Below are 24,622 nucleotides of genomic sequence, written 5' to 3'. Positions count from 1 at the left end.
GGACAACACGGGCGGAACGGCAATGAGGCAAACAGCACAATGGCACGGGTGACCGCCCGCGACGTGGCCCGGGCGGCCGGCGTTTCGCTGTCGGCCGTCTCGCGGGCCTTCCGGCCCGACCGGCCGCTGGCCGAGGCCAAGCGCGCGCGCATCCTGGCCGCTGCCCGGGCGCTGGGATACGATTCACCCTATGCCCAGGCCATTTCCACCCTGGCCACGGGCACCATCGCCCTGGTCGCCGGCGATTTCGAAAACCCCTTCTACCCCAAGGCTGCCCATGTGCTGAGCCAGGCCATCCACCGGACCGGGCGGCGGATGATCCTGCATGTCGTGCCCCCCGACGGCGATGTCGACACCGTGCTGGAACAGGTGCTGGCCTATCGCGCCGATGCGGCCATCGTTACCTCGTCGCTGATGTCGTCGCGCATCGCCCGGGAATGCCGCGACCAGAACCTGCCCGTCATCCTGTTCAACCGGGTCCAACCCGATGCCGGCATGACGGCCGTGACCTGCGACAATTACGGCGGCGGGCGGCTGGTGGCCGACCGGCTGATCGCCCAGGGCCGCCGGCGCATCGCCCTGATCGGCGGGCGGTCGGATACCTCGACCCATCTCGAACGCAGCCGGGGCTTTCGCGACCGGCTGGACGAGGCCGGCCTGGCCCCGGTGGACATCCGCGCCGGCGATTACGCCTATGACCGGGCCTTTGCCGCGGCGCGCGACCTGGTGGGCGACGTGCGGCCCGACGCAGTGTTCTGCCTGAACGATGTCATGGCCCTGGCCGCCATCGACGCCGCCCGGCGCGCCGGGATGGCCGTGCCCGACGACCTGGCCGTGATCGGGTTCGACGACATTCCCATGGCCGACTGGCCGTCCTACCGCCTGACCACCGTGCGCCAGCCGCTCAACCGCATGTGCGCCGACGCGCTCGACCTGATCGAGACCCAGCGCCAGGATCCCGGCGCGGCCAGCGCCATCCGCGTGGCCCCGGTGCGCCTGATCCTGCGCGACAGCGGCTGAGCCCTTTTGCCCGGGGCCGGGCCGGGGCATGCTGACCGCATCTACCCGTGCCAGACCTGGAGCCGCCATGCCCCGCCGGATCGCCCTCTTTTCCCTGCTCGTGCCCGATTACGACGAGGCCCTGGCCTTTTTCCTGGGCATCGGTTTCGACTGCCGCGAGGATACCGACCTGGGCCAGGGCAAGCGCTGGGTCCGCATCGCGCCGCCGGGCGCCGAGACCGAGATCCTGCTGGCCCGGGCCGTGGGCGCGCCCCAGCAGGCGGCCATCGGCGCACAGGGCGGCGGGCGGGTCTGGCTGTTCCTGGAAACCGAGGATTTCGCGGCCGACCACCGCCGGCTGCTGGACCGGGGCGTGGTCTTTGACGGCCCGCCCCGCGACGAGCCCTATGGCCGGGTGGCCGTCTGGACCGATCCCTGGGGCAACCGCTGGGACCTGATCCAGTTCGCCGAGGCCGATCGTGGTGGCACCGGGGGGTGATGCAGGAGCTGCATGCAGGGTCTCATTGCCGGGGCTGATCCGCCAACCGGCCTGCGCCGACCCGCCAGGCCCCGACCAGACCGCACCGGGAAGTGAAATATTTTCACTCGCTACCCCCAATCTTGCGAGGCGCGGCGAAAGCCCGATAGTCGGCCCGACCCAGACAGACCGGAGGACCGAAGATGCCTGTCGAATATCTCAAGACCGGGAAACCCGAAGCCGAGCGCGCCGAAGACGATGCCAAGGTCCGCGCGATCGTCGAGACCACCCTGGCCGACATCGAGACCCGGGGCGACGCGGCCATCCGCGAGCTGTCGGCCAGGTTCGACCGCTACGAACCGGCGTCCTTCCTGCTTGGCCCGTCCGAGATCGAGGCGGCGATGCAGAAGGTCTCGACCCGCGACATGGAAGACATCCGCTTTGCCCAGGCCCAGATCCGGCGCTTTGCCGAGGCCCAGCGGGCGTCGATGACCGATATCGAGGTCGAAACCCTGCCCGGCGTGATCCTGGGCCACCGCAACATCCCCGTGCAATCGGTCGGCTGCTACGTGCCGGGCGGCAAGTTCCCGATGGTGGCCAGCGCCCACATGTCGGTGCTGACGGCCAGCGTGGCCGGCGTGCCGCGCATCGTGGCCTCGGCCCCGCCGGTCAACGGCGCGCCCCATCCGGCCATCGTCGCGGCCATGCACCTGGGCGGCGCGCACGAGATCTATGTCCTGGGCGGCATGCAGGCCGTCGGGGCCATGGCCATCGGCACCGAAACCATCCGGCCGGTCGACATGCTGGTCGGCCCGGGCAATGCCTTTGTCGCCGAGGCCAAGCGCCAGCTATTCGGGCGGGTGGGCATCGACCTCTTTGCCGGGCCGACGGAAACCATGGTCATCGCCGACGACACCGTCGATGCCGAGCTCTGCGCGACCGACCTGCTGGGCCAGGCCGAACACGGCTACAATTCGCCCGCCGTGCTGGTCACCAATTCCCGGGCCCTGGCCCAGGCCACCCTGGCCGAGATCGACCGCCTGCTGGCCATCCTGCCCACGGCCGAGACCGCTTCGGCCAGCTGGCGCGACTATGGCGAGGTCATCCTGTGCGACAGCCATGACGAGATGCTGGCGGTTGCCAATGACATCGCCTCGGAACATGTTCAGGTCATGACCGACCGCGACGATTGGTACCTGGACAACATGACAAGCTACGGCGCCCTGTTCCTGGGCCCGCGGACCAACGTGGCCAACGGCGACAAGGTCATCGGCACCAACCACACCCTGCCGACCAAGAAGGCCGGGCGCTATACCGGCGGGCTCTGGGTGGGCAAGTTCCTCAAGACCCACAGCTACCAGAAGGTGCTGACGGACGAGGCAGCGACGCTGGTCGGGGAATACGGCTCGCGGCTGTGCATGCTGGAAGGGTTTGTCGGCCATGCCGAACAATGCAACGTGCGGGTGCGCCGCTATGGCGGGGTCAACCTGCCCTATGGCGCCGCGGCCCCCCATCAAGAGGACAGGTGAATGACGGCGATGTTCCGACTGGACGGCAAGCGGGCGCTGGTCACCGGCGCCGGGCGCGGCATCGGCCGGGCCATCGCCGAGGCCTATGCCGAGGCCGGGGCGGCGGTGACGCTCTGCGCCCGGACCGAGGCCGAGATCACCGCCGTGGCCGAGGCGCTGCGGGCCGCCGGCCACCAGGCCGAGGTGCTGGTCTGCGATGTCACCGACATCGCGGGCTTTGCCGCGGCCATCGCCGCGCGGCCGGCCTATGACGTCTTTGTCAACAACGCGGGCACCAACCGGCCCAAGCCCCTGACCGAAGTCAGCGAAGAGGATTACGACGCGGTCATCGACCTGAACGTCAAGGCCGCGATCTTTGCGGCCAAGGCCGTCACGGGGCGCATGCTGGACGCGGGCCGGCCGGGTTCGGTGATCAATATGTCGTCGCAGATGGGCCATGTCGGCGCGGCCAGCCGCACGCTCTATTGCGCGTCGAAATGGGCGCTGGAAGGCTTTACCAAGGCCCTGGCCGTCGAGCTGGGACCGCAGCGCATCCGGGTGAACACGATCTGCCCGACCTTCATCGAAACGCCCCTGACCAAGCCGTTCTTCGAGGACAAGGCCTTTACCGACATGGTGCTGGCCAAGATCAAGCTGGGCCGGATCGGCCAGGTCTCCGACATCACCGGCGCGGCGATCTACCTGGCCTCGGATGCCTCGGGGCTGATGACCGGCAGCGCGCTGATGCTGGATGGCGGCTGGACCGCCGACTGATCCGCAGGGGCGGCCGGCCCGCCCCACCACGCATACGGATGCACGACAATTGCGCACCCGCCCGGCAGTAACCGGGCGGGTGCCTTTTTGCGGGCAGTCGCTGATCCCTGCATGAGAAATGTGCCGAATGACACAGGTTGACTATTGACAGGTGCGGCCCCTTGCCGCGCTAATGTCTTGCATACGAATGCAAGCGGTGGGACCGGCCCAAGCCGGCCCGGACCCGCCGCACAGGAACGGCACCCGCCGGCCGGGGCCGGCGGGACGAAAGGACGGCACCAGCCTTGACCGAAAGCACCACGATCCAAGCAGACAACCCCCTTCCCTGGCTGGCCGAACGGGTCACCGGCACCGGGTTCGACGACCTGCCCGCCCTGTCCGTCGAGAAGGCCAAGACCTTTCTGCTCGACACGTTCGGCGTCGGCGTGGCCGGTTGCAACGGCTACAAGCTCGACAGCCTGATCGAGGTGGCCGCCTCCTGGGGCCAGGGCGACGAGGCCACGGTCTGGGTCAGCGGCCAGCGCCTGCCGGCGGCGGCCGCGGCCTTTGTCAACGGCTACCAGATCCACAGCCTTGAATACGATTGCGTCAGCGAGGAAGCGGTGCTGCACCCCTTCGCCACGATCCTGTCGGCGGTCATGGCCTATGCCGAGCGCCGCGCCGCCCGGGGCAACCCGGTCAGCGGCCGCGATTTCCTGGCTGCCGTGGTGCTGGGCGTCGACATCTCGCTGTTCATCGGCAAGTCGGCCGTCGGCCCGATCAGCTTCTTCCGCCCGGCCACGGCCGGGGGCATGGGCGCGGCCGCCGCGCTGGCCCGGCTGGAAGGCTTTGATGCCGACACGCTGATCCGCACCATGGGCAACCAGTACGGCCAGGCCTGCGGCACGCTGCAACCCCATGTCGAAGGCTCGCCCCTGCTGGGCATGCAGGTCGGGTTCAACGCGCGGGCCGCCGTGGCATCCTGCGATTTCGCGGCCCATGGCATCCTCGGCCCGGCCGACATCCTGACCGGGCAATACGGGTTCTTCACCCTGTTCGAACGCGGCGGGCTGGACATCGACCACGGGCTGGCCGAACTGCGCGAGGCCTTCCAGATCGAGCGCATGTCGCACAAGCCCTTCCCCTCGGGACGGCTGACCCATGGCGTGGTCGACGGGCTGATGCGGCTGCAGCGCCAGCATGGCTTTGGCGCCGAGGATGTCGCGGCGATCACCTGCACCGTGCCGCAGCTGGTCAAGCGGCTGGTCGGCCGGCCGATCATCCCCGATCCCGCACCCAATTATGCCAAGCTGTGCCTGGGCTTTGTCGCCGGCACCTACCTGGTCCACGGCGAGGTCGACGTCGAGCAATTCCTCGGCGCCGAGATGCTGCAGCACCCGCTGACCCACGAGATCGCGCGCAATGTGACGGTCATCCAGAACGACAACCCCAGCCACAGCGCCATGGCCCCCCAGACCATCCGGGTCGAGCTGAAATCCGGGGCGGTGCACGAGGTCGAGGTCGCCTCGGTCTATGGCCATTACACCAACCCGCTGACCCGCGACGAGAACCTGGCCAAGTTCCGGCGCTGCTGGGCCCGGGCCGGGGGCATGGCCGTCGAGACCGGCGAGGCGCTGATCGAGACGGTCGACCGGATCGAAACGCTGGACGACGTGTCGGTCATTGCCCGGATGCTGGTCGCTCCGGGTCGCTGACGGCCACCCACACCCTGCGCAGGCGGTCGGCGTTCCCCCTGCGCGAGGCGCGCGCCCCAGGGACATCGCGCGCGCCTCACCCTTCCCCCGGTCAAACCCCGGTCAACCGCCGCTTTCCCGCCCTGCCCGCCATCGCCGGGCCGGGCCCCGCATCGGCCACGGGCCGCCGTGCCCGCCCGCCGATGCCACCACCAAAACCGCCGCAACAGGAGATTCCCATGCGCGTCTGGACCACCTTTGGAAAACTGGCGGCTGTTGTCGCCCTGCTGGGCGCTGCCGCCCCCGGGGCCCGTGCGGCCGAACTGCGCCTGGCCTCGGGCTTTGGCGATCCCCATTCCAGCTCGCGGGCGCTGGCCACCGTGTTCAAGGACGAGGTCGAGGCCAATACCGACCACACCGTCGAGATCTTTGCCAACAGCGAGCTGGGCCAGGCCACCGAGATGATCAACCAGGCCCAGAGCGGCATCAACTTCGGGGTCTATGTCTCGTCGGCCTTCTTCAACACGCAGGTGCCCGACCTGGGCGTTACCAACCTGCCCTTCGTCTTCGGCAGCCGCGAACAGGCCTTTGCCGTGCTCGACGGGCCCTTCGGCGACGACCTCAAGGCGCAGTTCCTCGACAAGGGGCTCGAAGTGCTGGGCTTCATGGAGCTGGGCTTTCGCAACCTGACCAATTCCGTGCGCCCGATCGAAACGCCCGAGGACCTGGCCGGCCTCAAGATCCGGCTGCAGAAGAACCCGGTGCATATCGCGACCTTCGAGGAACTGGGCGTCAGCCCGATCGCCATCGACTGGTCCGAGACCTTTGCCGCCCTGCGCCAGGGCGTGATCGACGGCCAGGAAAACCCCTATTCGGTGATCAACACCTTTCAGCTTTATGACGCCAACCAGCAATACCTGACCGACAGTGGCCATTTCTTCGACATCCTGGTCTTTGCGGTGAGCAAGCGCATGATGGACCGGCAGTCGCCCGAGGACCAGGCCGCCATCCGCGAGGCCGGGCGCCTGGCCACGCTGGAACAGCGCCGGCTGGCCGCGAGCGAAGACACCGAGAACCTCGAAGCCCTGCGCGCGGCGGGCATGTCGATCACCGAGCTGACCGACGACCAGCGCGCGGCCTTCCAGCAGGCCACCCAGCCGGTCTACGGCCTGATCGGCGAGACGCTGGGCCAGGATCGGGTCGATGCCTTTGTCGCCGCGGTGAAGGCCGCGCAGTAAGCGATGACCCTTGCCATCCAAGCGATCGACCGGGCCTTTCAGCTGGTGATCACCCTGTGCGTCGCGGCCATCGTGCTGTCGGTCGCCGCGGACGTGGTCGCGCGCTACGGGTTTCACCGGTCGATCATGGTCGTGAACGAGCTGTCGCGGCTGATGTTCATCTGGACGACCTTCCTTGTCATGCCCCTGGCCATCGGCCGGGGCATGCACGTGGCCATCACCGGGCTGGAACAGAAACTGGGCCCCACCGCCCGCCGGCTGGTCTATCGGGCCTGCCTGGTCGTCGTGGCCGTGTTCATGGCCGTGCTGCTGGTCAGCGCCGTGGTCTGCATCCGCCAGCGCGCGGACGAGATGATGCTGAGCATGCCCCTGTCGGTGTCGTGGTTCTTTGTGCCCGTGGCCCTGGGCGCGGCCCATGCCCTGCTGCACCTGGCCGCCGAGTTCCGGCGCGGCGTGCGCACCGAGCGCAAGGTGGATTTCGACGAGGTCGCCTCATGAGCCTGATCATTGCCATCCTCTTCTTCGCCGCCTGCCTGCTGGGCATCCCGCTGGCCTTTTCCTTCGGCATCGCCGGGCTCGCCGGGTTCCTGATGGCCGGCCTGCCGATCGAGATCCTGGCCTCCAAGATGATGTTCGCCATCAATTCCTTCCCGCTGCTGGCCATTCCGTTCTTCATGCTCGCCGGCGAGCTGATGGTGCGCGCGGGCATGGTCAACCTGGCGATCCGCGCGGCCAACACGCTGGTCGGCCGGGTCCATGGCGGGCTGGGGCATGTGACCATTGCCTCGGGCCTCGGCCTGGCCTCGGTGTCGGGCACGGCCGTGGCCGATGCGGCGGCGCTGGGGTCGGCGCTGATGAAACCGCTCAGCGAACGCTACAGCCGGCCCTTTGGCGCGGCGCTGATCGCGGCCTGCGGCAACCTCGGGCCGATCCTGCCGCCCAGCACGGCGATGATCGTCTATGCCTCGATTGCCGGGCCCGGCGTGTCGATCCCCCAGCTGTTCCTGGGCGGCGTCCTGCCGGCCCTGCTGATCGCCGGGGGCATGGCCGTCTATGTCGCGCTGGCCTGCTATTGGCGGGGCTATCCGCTGACCGGCGAGCCGGTGCGGCTGGCCAATGTCCGGCGCGAGGGGCTGCGCGCCCTGCCCGTCCTGGCGGTGCCCGTCGTGGTCATCGGGGGCATCATCGGCGGGGTGTTCACGGCCACCGAAGGCGGCGCCATCGCCGTGGTCATGGCCAGCCTGATCGGGCTGTTCTACACCCGCGAGCTCAAGCTCAGGGACTTTCCCGAAGCCCTGCTGAACGCGGGCATCACCACGGGTATCGTGACGATCATCATCGCCGCGGCGGCCACAGTGACCTTTGTCTTTTCGATCGACATGCTGCCCCGCCAGCTCAGCGCGCTGATCCAGTCGCTGACCGACGATCCCCAGACCTTCCTGCTGCTGATCTTCGGCACGCTGATCCTGATCGGCATGTTCATGGAATCGACGGCGGCCTACGTGATGCTGGTGCCGATCTTTGCGCCCATCGCCGCCAGCTACGGTATCGAGCCGCTGCATTTCGCGCTGGTCTTCATCCTGACGCTGATCGTCGGCATGCTGACCCCGCCGGTCGGCACGCTGCTCTTCGTGGCCTCGGGCGTGTCGGGGCTGAAGGTCGGCGAGATCATCCGCGATGTCACGCCCCTGGTGCTGATCCAGTTCGCCGTGGCGTTGCTGGTCCTGCTGTTCCCGGCCGTGTTCCTCTGGCTGCCGGGCCTGGCCGAATGACATCTGCCGGCGCGGGGTTCGTCCCCGCGCCGGCGACCTGTCACAGGTCGGTCGTGGTCACGAAGGTCGGGTTGTCGGCCAGGGCCTGGAACTCGGCCGCGATCCGGGTCATCGCCTCGGTCGACACGTCACGGCCAAAGCCGTCCATGTCGGCCACATCCACCACTTCGACATATTGATAGGGCGGGGTTGCGTCCGATCCCATCACGCCGGTGGCCTTGTGCACGGTGAAGGAGGCGATTGACGGCAGGTCGTTGACCACCGGGATGTCGGTGGTGCGGGCCCAGGCCTCGTAATCCTCGGCGCTGACGCCGGGGCGAAGGTTGAAGAGCACGATAATTCTCATCTGGTCTGTCCTGTGGGTCTGGTGGATCTTGGGAATTCGGGAAACGGGCGATCAGCGGTCATAGCGCCGCTGCAGGGCATCGCCGATGACGGCAAAGGCAAAGACGGTCAGCGAGATCGCGATGCCCGGGAAGACCGACGTCCACCACTGGCCCAGCACGATGTCATTGGCCCCGGTCGAGATCATCAGCCCCCATTCCGGGTCCGGCGGGCGCACGCCGGCACCGACAAAGGACAGCCCGGCGGTCAGCAGGATGGCAAAACCGATGGTCACCGAGCTTTGCACCAGCGACGGGCCGATCGAATTGGGCAGGACATGCTGCAGCGCGATCTTGATCTCGCTCTGGCCGATCGCCCGCGAGGCCTCGACCATGCCGCGGCTTTTCTGGGCCATGGCCTCGGACCGGGTCAGGCGCACGTAGATCGGCGCATAGAGCAGCGACAGGGCCATGATGACATTGATCGCCGATTGCCCGCCCAGGGCCACGAGGATCATCGCCGAGATGAACACCGGGAACGACTGGATCACGTCGGAGACGCGCATCATGAACTCGGTCGCGGGGTTGGTGAAATAGCCGGCGACCAGGCCGAAGGGGATGCCGATCAGCATGGCCAGGAAATTGGCGGCCAGGGCGATGGTCAGGTCGATGCGCGGGGCGCAGAGCACGCGGGAAAAGACATCGAAGCCCGAGCTGTCGGTGCCGAACCAGTGGATCGGCTCGGGCGCGGTGCCGGTGATGGCCACCCACAGCAGGCCCGGCCAGTCGCGCAGGGGCGGCGGGGGCATGTTGGGGATGAACGCGCTGTCGACCGGATCATAGGGCACGACATGTTCGCCGAACACGGCCAGGAACAGCGAGCCCCCAGCGAAGATGATGGCAAAGACCAGCAGCGGCGAGACCCGTCGCGCACGCGCGACGGGGGTGGTGGCGGGATCGGTGGCGGACAAGCTCATGTATAGACAACCCTCGGGTCGATGATGGCGTAAAGGATGTCGAGCAGGAGGTAGATCAGCAGCGAGATCGCCGTGATCACCAGGACGATGCCCTGGATCGACGGGTAGTCGAAGGCCAGCACCGAACGGACGGCATATTGGCCGATCCCGCCCAGCGAAAAGACGCTTTCGACCAGCACGGCACCGCCCAGCATGACCCCGTAGAGAATGCCGACCAGCGTGATCGTCGGCGCGATGGCCGCGCGCATGGCATAGCGCGTGACGGTCTTGCGCCCCAGCCCGGCGGCATTGGCATAAAGCACGTAGTCCGATGCCTGGGCGCGCAGCATGCTCTGGCGGACCATCTTGATCACCGGGCCCGACAGGACGAAGACCATGGTCAGCACCGGCAGCATCAGGTGCTGCAGGATGTCGAGAAAGGCCCGGAAATCACCGGCGATCAGGGCATCGAGCGTATAGAACCCGGTGACCTTCGGCGGCGCCGACAACAGCGGGCTGATCATGCCCAGGGGCGCCGGGGCCACGCCGAGATTGGCGAAGAAGATCAGCACGAACAGCAGGCCCCACCAGAATTCCGGCTGCGAGCCTCCGAAGAGGCCATAGAAAAAGACGAACTTGTCGACCGCCTTGCCCGGGTTGGCCGCACTGGCCACGCCCACGGGCACGGCAAACAGCAGCGTCACGGCAAAGCTGTAGGTCAGCAGTTCCAGCGTAATCGGCAACGAGGCCCCGATTTCGGCCAGGACCGGCGCGCTGGTCACCCAGGACACGTCGAAATCGCCCTGCAACAGCCCGGTTTCCGAGCCGATGCCCAGGTAATCCATCAGCTGCACCATCACCGGCTTGTCCAGCCCCAGGCTGCGCTGTGCCTGCTTGTAGGCCTCGGGCGAGGCGTTCAGCCCGACCAGCCGCGAGACGGGATCGGCCGGCAGCAGCCGGACCAGGAAGAAGACGGCCAGGGTCAGCCCCAGCATCTGAAGCGCGCCGGTCAGCAGCCGCTTTGCCACGAATCTTCGGATCATGAGTATCTCCGGGAGAGGGGGCGGACCCGCAATCGCGGGTCCGCCCGGGTCGTCAGTAATGCAGGTCGTACAGAAGCAGCGAGTTCGACGGGTTCCAGCTGAGCCCGCCCAGCTTGTCGGAATGTGCCCATTGCGTCTTGAACGTCACCAGCGGCAGCCAGGCCACGTCTTCCATCAGCGTGGTCTGCATGTCGTTCAGGATCTGCTCGCGCTTGGCCATGTCACCTTCGACACGGGCCACGGCCCATTGCTCGTCCAGCTCGGCATTCTTGTAGTTCATCATGTTGTTCAGCCCGCCGGCCTCGGCCGACACAAAGAACAGCTGCATGGCATAGCCCGGATCGACCCCGATGGGCTTTTCCTGGTCGTTCAGGCCGAAGGCCAGGTCCTTCTTGACGATCTGGCGGTCGCCGTACTGGGTCTGCGGGATCGGATCCAGCGTCACCGGGATGCCGATCTCGGTCAGCGCCGAACGGATCTGGTTCACCACCGGGCCCAGCGTGGTTTCCTTTTCGGCCACGTAGGTCAGCTTGAACTGTTCGGCGAATTCCTCCAGGCCCTCGCCACCGGGATACCCCGCCTCGGCCAGCAATTCCTTCGCCTTTTCAGGGTCATGCGCATAGCCCGGCTCGTAGGGATTGTAGCCCGGATAGGTCTCGGGGATCGGCGCCTTCCATTGCGTGGCCTGGCCGCTGTAGCCCACGTTGATGATGCGCTCGTAGGGCATGGCATAGGCAATCGCCTGGCGCAGCTTGATGTTGTCGAAGGGCGGGGTGTCGTAGTTCATCACCGCGAACAGGCCTTCGTTGCCGGTCACGCCCGAGACCTTGATGCCCGGCATCTTGCGCAGGCTGTCGTACTGGTTCGGGGTCATGCCCTGGATCAGCTGGGCCTGGCCGCTGCGCAGGATCGAGATGCGGTTGCCGCCCTGGGGCACCTTCTTGATGATCGCCGTCTCGATCGGCGCCACACCGCGATAGTAATTCGGGTTGGCCTTGAACCGGATCTCGTCGTTCTTGGTCCAGCTGTCCAGGCAATAGGGCCCGAAGGACGGAAGGTTGACGTTGTTGGCATATTCATAGGCCCAGGGGTCGTCGTCGGTGGCATGTTCCTTCATCACCGCCGAATCGAGCACCCCCTGCGAGATCGTCACCGCGATGTTGACCAGGAACAGCGGGTTGGCTTCGACCTGTTCGACCTCGACCGTGTAATCGTCGATCTTGCGGATGCCGTCGCCCAGCACGCGGGCCTCCTTGGCCACGGCCTCGTCGGGGCTGAAGACATCCTGGGTAAAGCCCTTGACCCCCGACATGTTGAGCAGGAACCAGGCATTGGGCACCGCGCTGCCCACGTTCAGGGCGCGGGCATAGGTGTACATCATGTCGTCGGCGGTGAATTCATTGCCCGCGCAGCTTGTCACGCCCTTGCGCAGGTGCAGGGTCCAAACCAGCGTTTCGGGGTCGTAATCCCAGCTTTCCAGCAGCCGGCCGACGGGCTTGGTGAAGTCCGGCATCAGCACGCCATCCTCGTTGGGCTCGTCGAAATATTCATAGGCGATCAGCGGTTCCAGCAGCTGCACCATGCCCAGCTGGGTCGTCGGGATCGCGATGGACGGGCCGTCGATGTCCAGGCCCGAGGGCACGTCCTCGGCCAGGAACAGCAGCGTGTCGCCGCCCTGCGCCACGGACGGCGTGGCCGCCCCCAGGACAGACCCCGCGGCCAATGCCGCGGCAAGACCGGTGCGGGCCGCTGTCTGTCTCAATCGTCGGGAGAGAAACGATGCAGTCATTTTTATACCTCCTTGTCGGGTATGTCTTGCATACGCTTGCAATGCTTGGGTCAATTCATTCACCTGTCAAGAAATTAATGGAAGACTCAACTTTTATATTCTTGCCGAATAATCAGCCAAACATGAGAAAAAATGGCATTTTTTGCGCGAAGTCCATTTTCCCTCTTGATGGAATACCGGCTCGTGCATTTGATGACTACGTTTTCACCCTCGCGGCCGGTGCCGGTTTCGGGGACAGACGGGTAATTGACATGACAGCTCTCGCCACCGCATCCGCCCCGCAATCCGCCTTGCAGGACGACCTGCTTTCCGTGCGCAATCTCAGCGTGTCCTTCGGGGCCAAACGCGCCATCGACGGGCTGTCGCTCGACGTCCGCAAGGGCGAGATCGTGGGCCTTCTGGGCGAAAGCGGCAGCGGCAAGTCGACAGCGGCCTATGCCATGCTGGGCCTGACCAAGCCCAACGGGCGGATCGACAGCGGCACGGTGCATGTGGGCGGGCGCGACCTGCTGACCATGCCCCAGGCCGAGCTGCGCCGGACCCGGGGCAAGGATATCGGGCTGATCGTGCAGAACCCGCGGGCGGCGCTGCACCCGATGCTCAAGGTCGGGGCGCAGATCGGCAATGCCTGGCGGGCGCATAACGACGGGTCGGCCGATGCGGCACGGGCCCGGGCCATCGAGATGCTGGAACTGGTGGGCATCAACGATCCCGAACGCCGGCTGGAAAGCTTTGCCCATGAATTGTCCGGCGGCATGGCCCAACGAGTGCTGATCGCCATGGCGCTCAGCTCGATGCCCAGCCTGCTGATCGCCGACGAACCGACCAGCGGCCTGGACGTGACGATCCAGGCGCAATTCCTCGACCAGCTGTGGAACACCGTGCGCACGACCGGCTCGTCGGTGCTGCTGGTGACCCAGGAAGACGGGATCATCGCCAATTACTGCGACCGGGTCATCGTGCTGGAAGACGGGCGGATCGTCGACCAGGACGACACGGTTGCCTATTTCTCGCGCAGGGGCGCGGCCCATCCCGCGCCGCCGCCACCACCGGCCCCGACCCCGGTGCAGGACGACACCGGCGCGCCGGTGCCGCCGCTGATCGACGTGACCGCCCTGACCAAGGCCTTTCCGATCGCCGGCAGCGACAAGAAGGTCAACGCGGTCAACGGCGTCGATTTCGCCATCCGCCCGGGCGAGGCCATCGGCCTGGTCGGGGAAAGCGGATCGGGCAAGTCGACGGTCGGGCGGCTGATCATCCGCCTGCTGGAGGCCAGTGAAGGCCGGGTGTTCTTCAAGGGCCATGACGTGCAGCTGACCGGCGGGGCCGAGCTGAAGGCCGCGCGGGCGAAGATGCAGATCGTGCTGCAGGATCCCTATGACAGCGTCGACGGGCGCTGGACCGTCGAAAAGATCCTGATGGAGCCGCTCAAGGTGCATGCCAGCCTGTCGCGCAGCGCCCGGGCCGCGCGGGTGCGCGAGCTGATGGACCTGGTCGAGCTGGATCCGGCGATGCTGGGCATGCGGCCCGGCGACCTGGGCGCGGGGGCGCTGCAACGGGTCAACATCGCCCGGTCGCTGGCCACCAATCCCGAATTCGTCATCCTGGACGAGCCGACATCCGTGCTGGCACCGTCGTCGCGCGACAGCCTGATCGCCCTGCTGCGCCGGCTGCAATCGGAACTGGGCCTGTCGTTCCTGTTCATCTCGCACGACCTGACCACGGTCAGCCAAGTCTGCGACCGGGTGGCCGTCATGTACCTGGGCCAGATCGTCGAGATCGGGGCCACGCGCGACCTGTTCGACGCCCCCCGCCACCCCTATACCCGCGCGCTGATCGCCTCGCACCTGGCGCCCGATCCGCACAACCGCCGGGTCGACCGGCCGAACGAGGACAGCCTGGCCGGGGAAATCCCCAGCCCGATCGACCTGCCCAAGGGGTGCTTTCTTTATGGGCGCTGTTCCTATCGACAGGACCGCTGCAAGGCCGAACCCCAGGCCCTGACCCGCGATCCCGCCGGGCGCGAGCTGCGCTGCTGGCGAGCCGCCGAATCGCTCGACCTGTAAGGCCCCGGCCGCCCCCCATCACGGCCGGCGCCGCCCGCGCGCGCCGCTCTTCAATCAAGGAACACCTGGATGACCTGGGATTACATCATCATCGGCTCCGGCTCGGCCGGCGCGGTTCTGGCCGAACGCCTGACCGCCTCGGGCCGCCACAAGGTCCTGCTGCTGGAAGCCGGCGGGTCGGACCGCCACCTGCGCTACAAGGTGGCCTCGCTCTGCCCGGCCTGCATCGGCAATCCCCGCTCCGACTGGATGTTCCTGTCGGAACCCGACCCGTCGCGGGGCGACCGGGTCGACATGGTGTCGCGGGGCAAGGTGCTGGGCGGATCGAGCTCGATCAACGGCATCATCTACGTCCGCGGCAACCGTGGCGATTACGACGGCTGGGCCCAGATGGGCAACACCGGCTGGGATTACGACACGATGCTCGGCCATTTCCGCAGCATCGAGACCAACCGCGACGGCAGCACCGATGTCTATGGCACCGGCGGGCCGGTCCCGATCGGCCAGCTGCGCGGGGCGCCCCGGTTGTCACATGTCTTTGTCGAGGCGATGGCCGAACTGGGCTACGGCAAGAACCCGGGCTACAACGGCGAGCCGTCCGAGGGCGCGTCGATCGCCCATGCCAACCAGCACCTGGGCTGGCGGGTCTCGGCGGCGCGCGGCTTCCTGCGGCCGGCGATGAAACGGGGCAATCTCAAGGTCGAGACCGGGGCCATCGCCGAACGCCTGCTGATGCAGGGCCGCCGGGCCGTGGGCGTGCGCTATCGGGTCGACGGCACGCTGCGCGAGGCCCACGCGGCCGGCGAGGTCATCGTGTCGGCCAGCACGATCAATTCGCCCAAGCTGCTGATGCTGTCGGGGATCGGCCCGGGCGAGGACCTGGCCGGCCATGGCATCGACGTGCTGCACGACCTGCCCGGCGTCGGGCGCAACCTGCAGGACCACGCGGCCGTCCATCTCAAGGCACTGGTCAACCGGCGCACGACGAACATGGATGACAACCTGCTGGGCCGGATCAAGCACGGGCTGCGCTTTGCCACCACGATGTCGGGCCCGGCGAGCTACCTGCAATCGGCCGTGGCCTTTGTCCGATCGCATCCCGACCTGGAATATCCCGACATCCAGTTCCACTTCGGCGCCTTTGCCTTCAACGTCAGCGCCGAGGGCATCCAGATGCTCGACCGGCCGGCGGTCACGCTGCAGCCCAACGTGAATCGCAGCCGCAGCCGGGGCTGGCTGAAGCTGCGCTCGGGCGATCCGATGGCGCCGCCGGTGATCCAGATGAACATGCTGGGCGATCCCGAGGATGTGCGCATCCTGTCCGAAGGCCTGCGCATCGCCCGGCGCGCCCTGGGCACGCGGGCCTTTGCGCCCCATGTGCTGGGCGAGTTTGCCCCCGGTGCGGACCAGGTCACCGATGCGGCGCTGGAACGGTATATCCGCGAGACGTCCAACCACGTCTACCATGCCTGCGGGACCTGCAAGATGGGCGTCGACGACATGGCCGTGGTCGACCCCGAGCTGCGGGTGCGGGGCATCGACGGGCTGCGGGTGATCGACAGTTCGATCATCCCCCAGATCCCGTCGGGCAACCTCAACGCGATCTCGATGGCCATCGGCGCGAAGGGCGCGGAAATGGTGCTGGCCGCGGCCCGTTAGGGTCGCTGTCGGCGCGGCGGGGGGCACCCGAGGGTCTGACCGGCTTTGGGCACGGTACGGCCCCAAGCGGCACAGACCCCAGGCACGCCCCCCGGCCCCAGACACGCCCCCGGCCCCGGACACGGAACGCACCCCGTGCGGACGGCCCAAACCCAGGAAACGGCGCGGACCTCAGGCGGCCGGCGCCACCCGGCCCAGGATCATGTCGGCAGCCTTTTCTGCGATCATCATCGTCGGCGCCGAGGTATTGCCGCTGACGATCATCGGCATGACCGAAGCATCCACCACGCGCAGCCCTTCGACCCCGCGCAGGCGCAGCTGGGCATCGACCACCGCGCCGTCATCGGCCCCCATGCGGCAGGTGCCGGTGGGGTGGAATGTCGTGTTGCCCGATTGCCGGACCCAGGCGTCGATCGCTGCATCGTCGCGCAGATCAGCCGCCACCGGCGACAGCGCCCGGGCACAATAGGGCGCCAGGGCCGGGTTGGCCCCGATCCGATGGGCCAGCCGCACCCCGTCGCGCATCACCCGCCGGTCGCTCTCTTCCTTCAGATAGGCCGGATCCATCAGCGGCTTGGCCATGGGATCGGCGCTGGTCACATGCACCTCGCCCCGGCTGTCGGGGCGCAGCTGGTAGAAACTGACCAGGTAGCCATGCCCGCCCTGCCCCGCCCGGGTGGTCTCCAGGTTCAGCCCCGGCACAAAGGTCATGTGGATGTCGGGCTCTTCCAACTCGGGCCGGGTCCTGAGAAAGCCGCCGGCCTCAAGCGGCACGGCCGTGGCCGGGCCGGTGCCGAACAGCCAGGCCCGGGCCATGGCCGACAGGAACCGGTCGGGCCGGAACAGCGAGAACAGCGTGATCTTCTGGCTGGCCGCGTATTTCAGGTAGACCCCCAGGTGATCCTGCAGGTTGCGCCCGACCTCGGGCAGATCCACCCGCGGCGCGATCCCCAGCGACTTCAGCCGGCCCGCATCGCCGATGCCCGACACTTGCAGCAGCTTGGGCGAATTGATCGCCCCGGCGCTGAGGATGATCTCGCGCCGGGCAGCGACCCGTTCGGCCACCCCGCGGCGCACCAGGTCCAGCCCCACGGCGCGGCCCTCTTCCATGCGGATCGCGGTGACATGGGTATGGGTGCGGATGTCGAGGTTGGGCCGGCCCTTGACCGGGTCGAGATAGGCCGTGGCGGCGCTGACCCGCCGGCCGTTCCGCACGTTGAAATCATAGACGCCCAGCCCTTCCTGGCGGGCCCCGTTGAAATCGTCATTGGCCGGCATGCCCTCGGCCGCGCCGGCGGCCAGGAAGGCATGGTAGAGCGGGTTGTCGGCCCGGGCCCGTTCGACATGCAGCGGCCCGTCCTGCCCGTGGAACGGATCACCGGCCCGTTCCGGGTTGCTCTCGGCCCGGCGGAAATACGGCAGCACGTCGTCATAGCCCCAGCCGGGCAGGTCCATCTGGCGCCAATGGTCGTAATCGGCCCGCGTGCCGCGCATGTACATCATGCCGTTGATCGTCGAGCACCCGCCCAGCACCTTGCCCCGCGGCCACTTGACCGCACGGTTGTCCATGTGGGCCTGGGGCGTGGTTTCGTAATGCCAGTTGCTGGGCTTCCAGAAATAGGCGGCGCCGGCCATCAGCGGGATGGTGAAGACCGGGTTGCGATCCGACCCGCCGGCCTCGATCAGCAGGACCCGGTTGCGACTGTCTTCGGACAGGCGGTTGGCCAGCACGCAGCCGGCCGACCCGGCGCCGATGATGATGAAATCGAACGTGTCCATCCCGGCCCCCGTCAGAACGGCATCTCGGCGCCGTTCATGGCGATGGCCTGGCCGCTGACATAGGCCGCGTCGTCGGACACCAGCCAGGACACCGCCGCGGCCACGTCGGCCGGCGTGCCGAACCGCCCGGCCGGCACGCTGGCGCGGAAGCCGTCGATCACCTCTTCCGGGCTCTGGCCCGTCACCCGGGCGAAACCGGCGGCGATATCGTCCCAGAAGGGCGTTTCGATATGGCCCGGCGTATAGCTGTTGACCCGGATGCCATGGGGCGCCAGCTCGATCGACAGCGATTGGGTCAGCGACACGATGGCCGCCTTGGACGCGCAGTAATGGGCCAGGTTGGCCGCCCCGCGCCGGGCCGCGCCCGAGGCCGCGTTGACGATCACCCCGCCCGCGCCCTGGGCGATCATCTGGCGCGCTGCCGCCCGGGCGCCCAGGAAGACGCTGTGCAGGTTGAGCTCGGTCACCCGCTTCCATTCGGCAAAATCCATGTCGATGACCGGGTTGATCGCGATGACCCCGGCATTGCAGACCATGACGTCCAGCCGGCCGAACCGCTCGACCGTCTCGGCCACGGCCCCGGTCACCACGCCTTCGTCCGCCGCATCGCCGGTCATCGCCAGCAGCCGGTCGCCGTGGCGCTCGGCAAAGGCCGGTTGCAGGTCCAGCACGGCGACATTGGCGCCTTCGTCGAGGAAGCGCTGGACAATGCCCAGCCCGATGCCGCTGGCCCCGCCGGTGACAAGGACGGTCTTTCCGCCGTGATCCTGCATCGCCCGCCCCCTCACGCCGCGGCCTGGCGCGCGGCGGCGTCGCCGGCCAGCATGCCCAGGGTCACGGCCATGCACAGGCCCGCCGCCGGCAGGTAGCCGTCGCAATGCCCGCCCGAGATGCTCTCGGCCGCCCCGCCGCTGGCAAAGAGGTTGGGCAGGGTCGTGCCATCGCCGCGCAGCACCTGCGCCCGGCCATCGACCTTCAGCCCGCCCTGGGTGTGGAACAGCGCCCCTGTGGTCTGGATCGCGTGGAACGGCCCCTCGGACAGCGGTGCGTTCAGGGTGAAATCGCGCCCGAAGGGGCATGTGCCCTCGCCCGCGGCCAGCCGCCGGGTTTCGGCCAGGGTCTCGGCCAGCGTGTCGGCCGGCACCTTGATCGCCTCGGCCAGCTCCGCGACCGTCGCGGCGGTCTTGAAGGCGCCAAGCGTCGTCAGGTCCTGGAATTCCGGCAGGTCGACCGCCAGCTCGCGCCGGGCGTCGTCGAAGATGATCCAGCCGATCCCGTCGGGCTGGCGCAGCACGTTCAGCGACTGGGCCGAGATATCGAGATTCTCGTTCGAAAACCGCTCGCCCAGCGTGTTCACCGTGATGCCGCCGCGCATCACCAGGTCATAATTGACGATGATCCCATAGGCCCCGGCCAGCGCGCCATAGCCCTGGAAGGCATCCATGCTGCCAAGCGCCCCGCCCAGCTCCTGGCCCCAGCGGATGCCTTCGCCCTCGTTCCCTTCGTGGCCGAAATAGCGGTAATACGAGGCCGAGCCGAAGGACGGGATGAATTCCTTGACCATCTCCTCGTTGGCGCCAAAGCCGCAGGTGGCCAGCACCAGCGCATCGCAGCCGACCGTCTCGACCGAACCGTCCAGCCGCTGGACCCGCACGCCGGTCACCCGGTCCTGTGCATCGGCGAACAGCATGTCGACATGGGCCCCGGTGATCACGTCGACCCCGGCCTCTTCGGCGGCCCGCATCAGCGCACCGTGCAGCTCTTCGCCCCGCTTGGACGGCACGCCATGCATGCGGTTGACCGAATGGCCAAAGAACCCGGCCCACGAGATGTTCATGACAAAGGGGATGCCGTGTGTGTCCTTGAGCCAGTCGATCGCCCGGCCCGAATTCTCGGCCACGGCCCGCGACAGCACTGGGTCGGCCTGGCCGCGGGTGCGGGCCATGATGTCGTCGTAAAACCGGTCGGCGCCGTCCTCGATGCCGCGCTCGGCCTGCAGCGAGGTGCCGGCGGCACAGACAAAGCCCTGGCTCATGCAGGTGCTGCCCCGGGCGACCTGGTCGCGTTCCAGCAGCAGCACATCGGCGCCCGCATCCCTGGCCGCCAATGCGGCGGTCAGCCCGGCGGCGCCGGCCCCCACGACAATGACACTCGTCTCCAGATCGAACTCCGGTTGCGTACGGTCGATGATCACGTTCGGTTTCCCTTTCCTGCCCGGACGCGCGCCCGGGGGCCGGGTCGTCAGCGGGCTGTTGCGCCGTCGGCCTGCCCGGACGGGCGGCGCAGCGGCGTGCTTGCAAGCGTATGCATAGCGGGCTGAGGAAAATCCTGTCAATCGACGCAGGGGAAGGATGGCCGAGAATCTCTGTCTATGTCGACAAGTATAAGCAGGATCGCCAGGATCGCCCAGAGCTTGGGCAGATTGTTCGTGGAAACACATGACTGCGAAGTCAGAATGATGGGCTGAGCATGCCCCTGACGCCATGTGCCGGGCAGAGGCAGCATCGGATCAGGCCAAAGGGGCATGTTCACGGGCGAATCCTGTGCGAATCCCCGGGTGGGGGCCGCATATGCATCACCAGAATACGCAGTCATCCAAGGCACACGTGCCGTCAGAAGGGGCGCCCACCGAGGGCAATTCCCGCGCCAGAGAGCCAAAACTGCCACCAGTTTCAGCATACGCAGTCATCAGTTTACGCCATGTTTCACACGCGCTTTGGGCGAAACCGCGCAATCGCTGTCGTTTCCCGGACCATTGCGCCGGACAAGCCTGTTGACATGATCCGATTTCCCGGGGATCGTTCAATGCATACGCATGCGAAACATGCACGAGGGGCCAGCGCCCCGACAACCAACAGGGGAAAACCATGAAACTCACACGGATCATCAGCCAGGTTTCGGCCGTCGCACTGGCCGTTTCGGCGGGCACCACCGCCGCGCTGTCGGACGAGGCCGCCGAGGGGCTGGCCCGCGCCACCGAGATCATCGAGAGCCACCGCGCCATGCCGGTCTATGAACCCGCCGGCGAGCCCTTCGACATCCGCAAGGTGGCCGAAGGCAAGAAGATGCTGTCGATCCCGAACACCTCGGCCAACCAGTTCCTCAAGGGGATCATCCAGCGCGAGATCGCCGTCGGCAAGGAAATCGGCCTGGACGTGCGCGAATGGGAAAACCAGGGCCAGCCGAACCAGTGGGTCCAGGGCATCGAATATGCCATCGCCAACGATTTCGACATCGTCGACCTGATTTCCGGCGTGAACCCGGCCGTGGTCGAACCCCAGCTGCAGGCCGCCAAGGAAGCCGGCGTCAAGGTTTTCACCTCGCATTTCTACGACCCGTCGCAGCCCGCAAACGAGCTGCTGGCCGGTGACCTGCCCGTCAGCTTCTATGGCCAGGGCTACATCCTGGGCAACTGGATGATCTACAAGACCGGCGGCGACGCCCGGGCCATCGTGGTGAAATCGGACGAGGTGCCGCCGACGGCGCCGCTGGTCCAGGGCATCCATGACGCGCTGGCCGAGAATTGCCCCAAGTGCGAGATCCTGCAGGAAATCAACGTGGGCATCACCGAATGGGGCACCAAGATCCAGCCGTCGGTCCAGTCGGCGCTGATCTCGAAGCCCACGGCGAACTATGTCATCCCGATCTACGATTCCATGAGCCAGTTCGTCGTGCCCGCCATCGAGCTGACCGGCAAGAGCGGCACCGTCAAGGTGGCCACGTCGAACGGCACGCCCTTCGTCCTGGACTTCATCCGCGAGGGCAAGGTCGAGATGGACATCGGTGAGAGCCTCGACTGGATCGCCCGGTCGACGATCGACGGCTACATGCGGAACCTGGCCGGGCTGGACATGCCCGACGACATCGGCGTGCCCTATTACCTGTTCGACGAAACCAACATCGAAACCGCCGGCGTGCCGGCCGAGCCGAACAAGGGTTACGGCGACGAATACGTCAAGGGTTTCCACGAAACCTGGATGATGGACTGATCGTCACGCTCCCCGAGACCAGGCAACAACAGGCAAGAACACCATGAGCAATGCGACCACGGTACCCGCACTGCAGGTCTCTGGAATCGCAAAGACCTTTGGGGGCGCCCGCGCCCTCAAGGGCATTGATTTCGAGGTTGCGGCAGGCGAGGTGCACGGGCTTCTGGGCCAGAACGGATCGGGCAAGTCGACCTTCGTGAAGGTGCTGGCCGGCTTCCACCCGCCCGACCCGGGCGGCGAGATTTCGGTCTTTGGCCGGCCGCTGCCCCTGCCGATGCGCCCCGGCGCCTTCCGCGACTTCCAGATGGCCTTCGTGCACCAGCACCTGGGCCTGGTGCCCAGCCTGACCGTGCTGGAAAACATGCGCGTGGCCTCGGTCACCGAGCGCAAGGCGGTGATCGACTGGCGGGCCGAACGGCGCGCCGCGCGGGCGACCTTTGACCGGTTCGGCATCCATTTCGACCTGTCGGCACGCACCGGCACGCTGTCCCAGACCGACCAGGCCCTGCTGGCCATCATGCGCGCGTCCGAGGACCTGCGCCGCGCCGATGCCGAGACCGGCGGGCGCGGGTTGCTGATCCTCGACGAACCCACGCCCTTCCTGCCCAAGGAAGGCGTCGACCGGCTGTTCCAGCTGGTGCGCCAGGTGGTGGGCCACGGCGACAGCGTGATCTTCATTTCCCACGACATCGACGAAGTGCGCGAGATCACCGACCGCGCGACGATCCTGCGCGACGGGGCGGTCAGCGGCACGCTGGTGACGCGCGACGCCGGGCATGACGATTTCGTCGAGGGCATCATCGGCCGGCGCGTGGCGCGCAGCGTGACCGATGCGCCGGCCACCACGACGCGCAAGATCCGCGCCCGGGTGACCGGCATTTCCGAACCGGGGCTCAGCGTGCCCGAATTCGAAGTGGCCGAGGGCGAGATCCTGGGCATGACCGGGCTGCTGGGCTCGGGCTATGAAAAGGTGCCCTACCTCGTCTTCGGCGCGCGCAAGTCGGCCACCGGCAAGCTGGAGCTGGACGGGCGCAGCTATGATCTGGGCGCGATCACGCCGAGGGAAGCCGTGGCCCGCAAGATGGCCCTGCTGCCGTCGGACCGGCCCAAGGCCAGCGGCGTGCCTTCGCTGACCATTTCCGAGAACATGCTGCTGCTCGACATGGACCGGTTCCTGGGCCGGCTGGGCCTGAACCGCGGGGCCATGCGCCGGCGGGCCGAGGCGCTGTCGACCGAATACGAGGTCCGGCCCAACAACCCCTCGCTGCGGCTGGGTCAGCTGTCGGGCGGCAACGCCCAGAAGGTGCTGCTGGCCAAGTGGATGATCCGCGACCCCGACCTGCTGATGCTCGACGAGCCGACGCAGGGCGTCGACGTGGGCACCCGCCAGCAGGTCTATGGCGTGATCCGCGAGGCCGCCACCAACGGCGCTTCGGTCATCGTCGCCAGCTCGGACGCCGAACAGCTGGCCGACCTGTGCACCCGCGTACTCATCTTTGCCCGTGGTCGCATCGTCGACGAACTGACGGGCAGCCAAATCTCGAAAGACAATATTGCCGAGGCCTGCTATGGACACACCACTCTCGATGTCGCGTGACGCCGAAAGCCGTAAGCCGTTCAACGTGCTGAATTTCGTCGAACGGTTCGGCCTGGTCTTCGTCTGGATCATCGTCATCGCGATCTTCGCGGTGGTGCTGCCGGGCATCTTCTTCACCTGGACCAACTTCTCGATCCTCTTTGCCACCCAGGCCCCGGGCGCGGTGCTGGCCCTGGCGCTGGTCATCCCGCTGACGGCCGGCGATTACGACCTGTCGGTCGGCGCCACGCTGACCCTGTCGGCCGTGACCATCGGCGTGCTGAACGCCGTCAACGACGTGCCCATCGTGCTGGCCGTGCTGGCCGCGCTGTGCGGCGGGGCGGTTGTCGGGCTGGTCAATGCGTTCTTCATCGTCTACGTGCGCATCCCCTCGCTGGTCGTCACCCTGGGCACCACCTCGGTGATCACCGGGCTGGTCCAGTGGATGACCAATTCCTCGACCATCGGCGGCATCTCTCCGCACCTGATCGACATCGTGGCCCGCGGACGGCTGTTCGGCATTTCCTATGCCTTCTACTACGTCATCCTCGTGGCCATCGTGATCTGGCTGGTCTTCGAATACACACCGTTGGGCCGGCGCATCCTGTTCGTCGGGCGCGGGCGCGAAGTGGCCCGGCTGTCGGGCATCGATGTCGGCCGGGTGCGCGTCGGCTGCCTGGTCGCCTCGGGGCTGCTCTCGGCCCTGGGCGGGGTGATCTATGCCGGCCTGCTTGGCGCGGCGGATCCCTTCTCGGGCCTGAACTTCCTGCTGCCGGCCTTTGCCGCGGCCTATCTTGGCGCGACGGCCATCATCCCCGGCCGGTTCAATCCCTGGGGCGCGGTGGTCTCGGTCTATTTCCTGGCCACCGGCATCACCGGGCTGACCATGCTGGGCATCCCGCTGTGGGTCACCAGCGCCTTCAACGGCGGCGCCCTGATCCTGGCCGTGACCGTGTCGCAATTCGCCCGCGGGCGTGAAGAAACCGATATCGGGTAGGGC

At 67.3% G+C, this 24,622-nt stretch carries 20 protein-coding genes; 13 read left to right on the top strand and 7 right to left on the bottom strand.

The features are described 5' to 3' along the window. Positions 1-39: 39 nt before the first annotated feature. From ACK3BB_RS21770 to ACK3BB_RS21735, 8 genes are all read left to right on the top strand, one after another. Positions 40-1,020, top strand: coding sequence for a LacI family DNA-binding transcriptional regulator (locus tag ACK3BB_RS21770; protein WP_428928973.1), 981 nt, complete (start codon positions 40-42; stop codon positions 1,018-1,020). 67 nt (positions 1,021-1,087) lie between these two features. Continuing rightward, complete coding sequence (locus ACK3BB_RS21765) at positions 1,088-1,498, top strand: VOC family protein (protein WP_428928972.1); 411 nt, start codon at positions 1,088-1,090, stop codon at positions 1,496-1,498. A gap of 182 nt (positions 1,499-1,680) precedes the next feature. After that, positions 1,681-3,006, top strand: coding sequence for a histidinol dehydrogenase (gene hisD / locus ACK3BB_RS21760; RefSeq protein ID WP_428928971.1), 1,326 nt, complete (start codon positions 1,681-1,683; stop codon positions 3,004-3,006). Next, positions 3,007-3,759, top strand: coding sequence for an SDR family NAD(P)-dependent oxidoreductase (locus tag ACK3BB_RS21755; RefSeq protein WP_428928970.1), 753 nt, complete (start codon positions 3,007-3,009; stop codon positions 3,757-3,759). Between the two features lie 284 nt (positions 3,760-4,043). Then, positions 4,044-5,453 (top strand): MmgE/PrpD family protein, encoded by a 1,410-nt coding sequence (locus ACK3BB_RS21750; protein ID WP_428928969.1) that lies wholly within the window; start codon positions 4,044-4,046, stop codon positions 5,451-5,453. A gap of 218 nt (positions 5,454-5,671) precedes the next feature. Then, entirely contained in the window at positions 5,672-6,670 is a 999-nt protein-coding gene (locus ACK3BB_RS21745) for a TRAP transporter substrate-binding protein (protein WP_428928968.1), read from the top strand. A gap of 3 nt (positions 6,671-6,673) precedes the next feature. Beyond that, entirely contained in the window at positions 6,674-7,168 is a 495-nt protein-coding gene (locus ACK3BB_RS21740) for a TRAP transporter small permease (RefSeq protein ID WP_428928967.1), read from the top strand. Continuing rightward, complete coding sequence (locus tag ACK3BB_RS21735) at positions 7,165-8,442, top strand: TRAP transporter large permease (protein WP_428928966.1); 1,278 nt, start codon at positions 7,165-7,167, stop codon at positions 8,440-8,442. Before ACK3BB_RS21740 ends, ACK3BB_RS21735 begins: the two co-directional genes overlap by 4 nt. A 40-nt stretch (positions 8,443-8,482) precedes the next feature. Here the strand turns inward: ACK3BB_RS21735 and ACK3BB_RS21730 are convergent, their stop codons facing one another. Genes ACK3BB_RS21730 through ACK3BB_RS21715 form a run of 4 tightly spaced genes read right to left on the bottom strand, consistent with a single transcriptional unit; the run spans position 8,483 to position 12,553 of the window. Beyond that, complete coding sequence (locus ACK3BB_RS21730) at positions 8,483-8,788, bottom strand: hypothetical protein (RefSeq protein WP_428928965.1); 306 nt, start codon at positions 8,786-8,788, stop codon at positions 8,483-8,485. A gap of 51 nt (positions 8,789-8,839) precedes the next feature. Further along, positions 8,840-9,742, bottom strand: a complete 903-nt coding sequence (locus tag ACK3BB_RS21725; RefSeq protein WP_428928964.1) for an ABC transporter permease — start codon at positions 9,740-9,742, stop codon at positions 8,840-8,842. Beyond that, positions 9,739-10,764 carry an ABC transporter permease gene (locus ACK3BB_RS21720; protein ID WP_428928963.1) on the bottom strand — a complete coding sequence of 342 codons (1,026 nt, stop codon included), beginning with the start codon at positions 10,762-10,764 and terminating at the stop codon, positions 9,739-9,741. Before ACK3BB_RS21720 ends, ACK3BB_RS21725 begins: the two co-directional genes overlap by 4 nt. Positions 10,765-10,816: 52 nt before the next feature. Then, positions 10,817-12,553: an ABC transporter substrate-binding protein gene (locus ACK3BB_RS21715; RefSeq protein WP_428928962.1), complete on the bottom strand. Its 1,737-nt coding sequence runs from the start codon at positions 12,551-12,553 to the stop codon at positions 10,817-10,819. A 251-nt stretch (positions 12,554-12,804) separates the two neighbouring features. Between ACK3BB_RS21715 and ACK3BB_RS21710 the strand changes: the two genes are divergently transcribed. Beyond that, entirely contained in the window at positions 12,805-14,619 is a 1,815-nt protein-coding gene (locus ACK3BB_RS21710; protein WP_428928961.1) for an oligopeptide/dipeptide ABC transporter ATP-binding protein, read from the top strand. A 69-nt stretch (positions 14,620-14,688) separates the two neighbouring features. After that, a complete protein-coding gene (locus ACK3BB_RS21705) occupies positions 14,689-16,278 on the top strand; it encodes a GMC family oxidoreductase (protein WP_428928960.1) in 1,590 nt (529 codons plus the stop codon). A gap of 171 nt (positions 16,279-16,449) precedes the next feature. On the opposite strand, the gene ACK3BB_RS21700 is transcribed toward ACK3BB_RS21705, so the two are convergent. Genes ACK3BB_RS21700 through ACK3BB_RS21690 form a run of 3 tightly spaced genes read right to left on the bottom strand, consistent with a single transcriptional unit; the run spans position 16,450 to position 20,251 of the window. Further along, a complete protein-coding gene (locus ACK3BB_RS21700) occupies positions 16,450-18,057 on the bottom strand; it encodes a GMC family oxidoreductase (RefSeq protein WP_428928959.1) in 1,608 nt (535 codons plus the stop codon). An 11-nt stretch (positions 18,058-18,068) separates the two neighbouring features. Further along, entirely contained in the window at positions 18,069-18,830 is a 762-nt protein-coding gene (locus ACK3BB_RS21695) for an SDR family NAD(P)-dependent oxidoreductase (RefSeq protein WP_428928958.1), read from the bottom strand. Positions 18,831-18,841: 11 nt separating this feature from the next. Next, a complete protein-coding gene (locus ACK3BB_RS21690) occupies positions 18,842-20,251 on the bottom strand; it encodes an FAD-dependent oxidoreductase (protein ID WP_428928957.1) in 1,410 nt (469 codons plus the stop codon). A gap of 673 nt (positions 20,252-20,924) precedes the next feature. On the opposite strand from ACK3BB_RS21690, the gene ACK3BB_RS21685 reads away from it, so the two are divergent. Genes ACK3BB_RS21685 through ACK3BB_RS21675 form a run of 3 tightly spaced genes read left to right on the top strand, consistent with a single transcriptional unit; the run spans position 20,925 to position 24,619 of the window. Further along, a complete protein-coding gene (locus ACK3BB_RS21685; RefSeq protein WP_428928956.1) occupies positions 20,925-22,046 on the top strand; it encodes a sugar ABC transporter substrate-binding protein in 1,122 nt (373 codons plus the stop codon). Between the two features lie 43 nt (positions 22,047-22,089). Further along, positions 22,090-23,643, top strand: coding sequence for a sugar ABC transporter ATP-binding protein (locus ACK3BB_RS21680; protein WP_428928955.1), 1,554 nt, complete (start codon positions 22,090-22,092; stop codon positions 23,641-23,643). Further along, positions 23,615-24,619, top strand: a complete 1,005-nt coding sequence (locus ACK3BB_RS21675) for an ABC transporter permease (protein WP_428928954.1) — start codon at positions 23,615-23,617, stop codon at positions 24,617-24,619. Before ACK3BB_RS21680 ends, ACK3BB_RS21675 begins: the two co-directional genes overlap by 29 nt. Positions 24,620-24,622: the final 3 nt, after the last annotated feature.

This window comes from Marinibacterium sp. SX1, from assembly GCF_050389775.1.
Classification (GTDB): domain Bacteria; phylum Pseudomonadota; class Alphaproteobacteria; order Rhodobacterales; family Rhodobacteraceae; genus Marinibacterium.
This window is presented reverse-complemented; position numbering and strand designations above follow the sequence as displayed.

Bases quoted from the DNA above. Each gene is read 5' to 3' on its own strand.
- ACK3BB_RS21770 (WP_428928973.1), top strand. From the start codon at position 40: ATGGCACGGGTGACCGCCCGCGACGTGGCCCGGGCGGCCGGCGTTTCG.
- ACK3BB_RS21765 (WP_428928972.1), top strand. From the start codon at position 1,088: ATGCCCCGCCGGATCGCCCTCTTTTCCCTGCTCGTGCCCGATTACGAC.
- hisD (WP_428928971.1), top strand. From the start codon at position 1,681: ATGCCTGTCGAATATCTCAAGACCGGGAAACCCGAAGCCGAGCGCGCC.
- ACK3BB_RS21755 (WP_428928970.1), top strand. From the start codon at position 3,007: ATGACGGCGATGTTCCGACTGGACGGCAAGCGGGCGCTGGTCACCGGC.
- ACK3BB_RS21745 (WP_428928968.1), top strand. From the start codon at position 5,672: ATGCGCGTCTGGACCACCTTTGGAAAACTGGCGGCTGTTGTCGCCCTG.
- ACK3BB_RS21740 (WP_428928967.1), top strand. From the start codon at position 6,674: ATGACCCTTGCCATCCAAGCGATCGACCGGGCCTTTCAGCTGGTGATC.
- ACK3BB_RS21735 (WP_428928966.1), top strand. From the start codon at position 7,165: ATGAGCCTGATCATTGCCATCCTCTTCTTCGCCGCCTGCCTGCTGGGC.
- ACK3BB_RS21730 (WP_428928965.1), bottom strand. From the start codon at position 8,788: ATGAGAATTATCGTGCTCTTCAACCTTCGCCCCGGCGTCAGCGCCGAG.
- ACK3BB_RS21725 (WP_428928964.1), bottom strand. From the start codon at position 9,742: ATGAGCTTGTCCGCCACCGATCCCGCCACCACCCCCGTCGCGCGTGCG.
- ACK3BB_RS21720 (WP_428928963.1), bottom strand. From the start codon at position 10,764: ATGATCCGAAGATTCGTGGCAAAGCGGCTGCTGACCGGCGCGCTTCAG.
- ACK3BB_RS21715 (WP_428928962.1), bottom strand. From the start codon at position 12,553: ATGACTGCATCGTTTCTCTCCCGACGATTGAGACAGACAGCGGCCCGC.
- ACK3BB_RS21710 (WP_428928961.1), top strand. From the start codon at position 12,805: ATGACAGCTCTCGCCACCGCATCCGCCCCGCAATCCGCCTTGCAGGAC.
- ACK3BB_RS21705 (WP_428928960.1), top strand. From the start codon at position 14,689: ATGACCTGGGATTACATCATCATCGGCTCCGGCTCGGCCGGCGCGGTT.
- ACK3BB_RS21700 (WP_428928959.1), bottom strand. From the start codon at position 18,057: ATGGACACGTTCGATTTCATCATCATCGGCGCCGGGTCGGCCGGCTGC.
- ACK3BB_RS21695 (WP_428928958.1), bottom strand. From the start codon at position 18,830: ATGCAGGATCACGGCGGAAAGACCGTCCTTGTCACCGGCGGGGCCAGC.
- ACK3BB_RS21685 (WP_428928956.1), top strand. From the start codon at position 20,925: ATGAAACTCACACGGATCATCAGCCAGGTTTCGGCCGTCGCACTGGCC.
- ACK3BB_RS21680 (WP_428928955.1), top strand. From the start codon at position 22,090: ATGAGCAATGCGACCACGGTACCCGCACTGCAGGTCTCTGGAATCGCA.
- ACK3BB_RS21675 (WP_428928954.1), top strand. From the start codon at position 23,615: ATGGACACACCACTCTCGATGTCGCGTGACGCCGAAAGCCGTAAGCCG.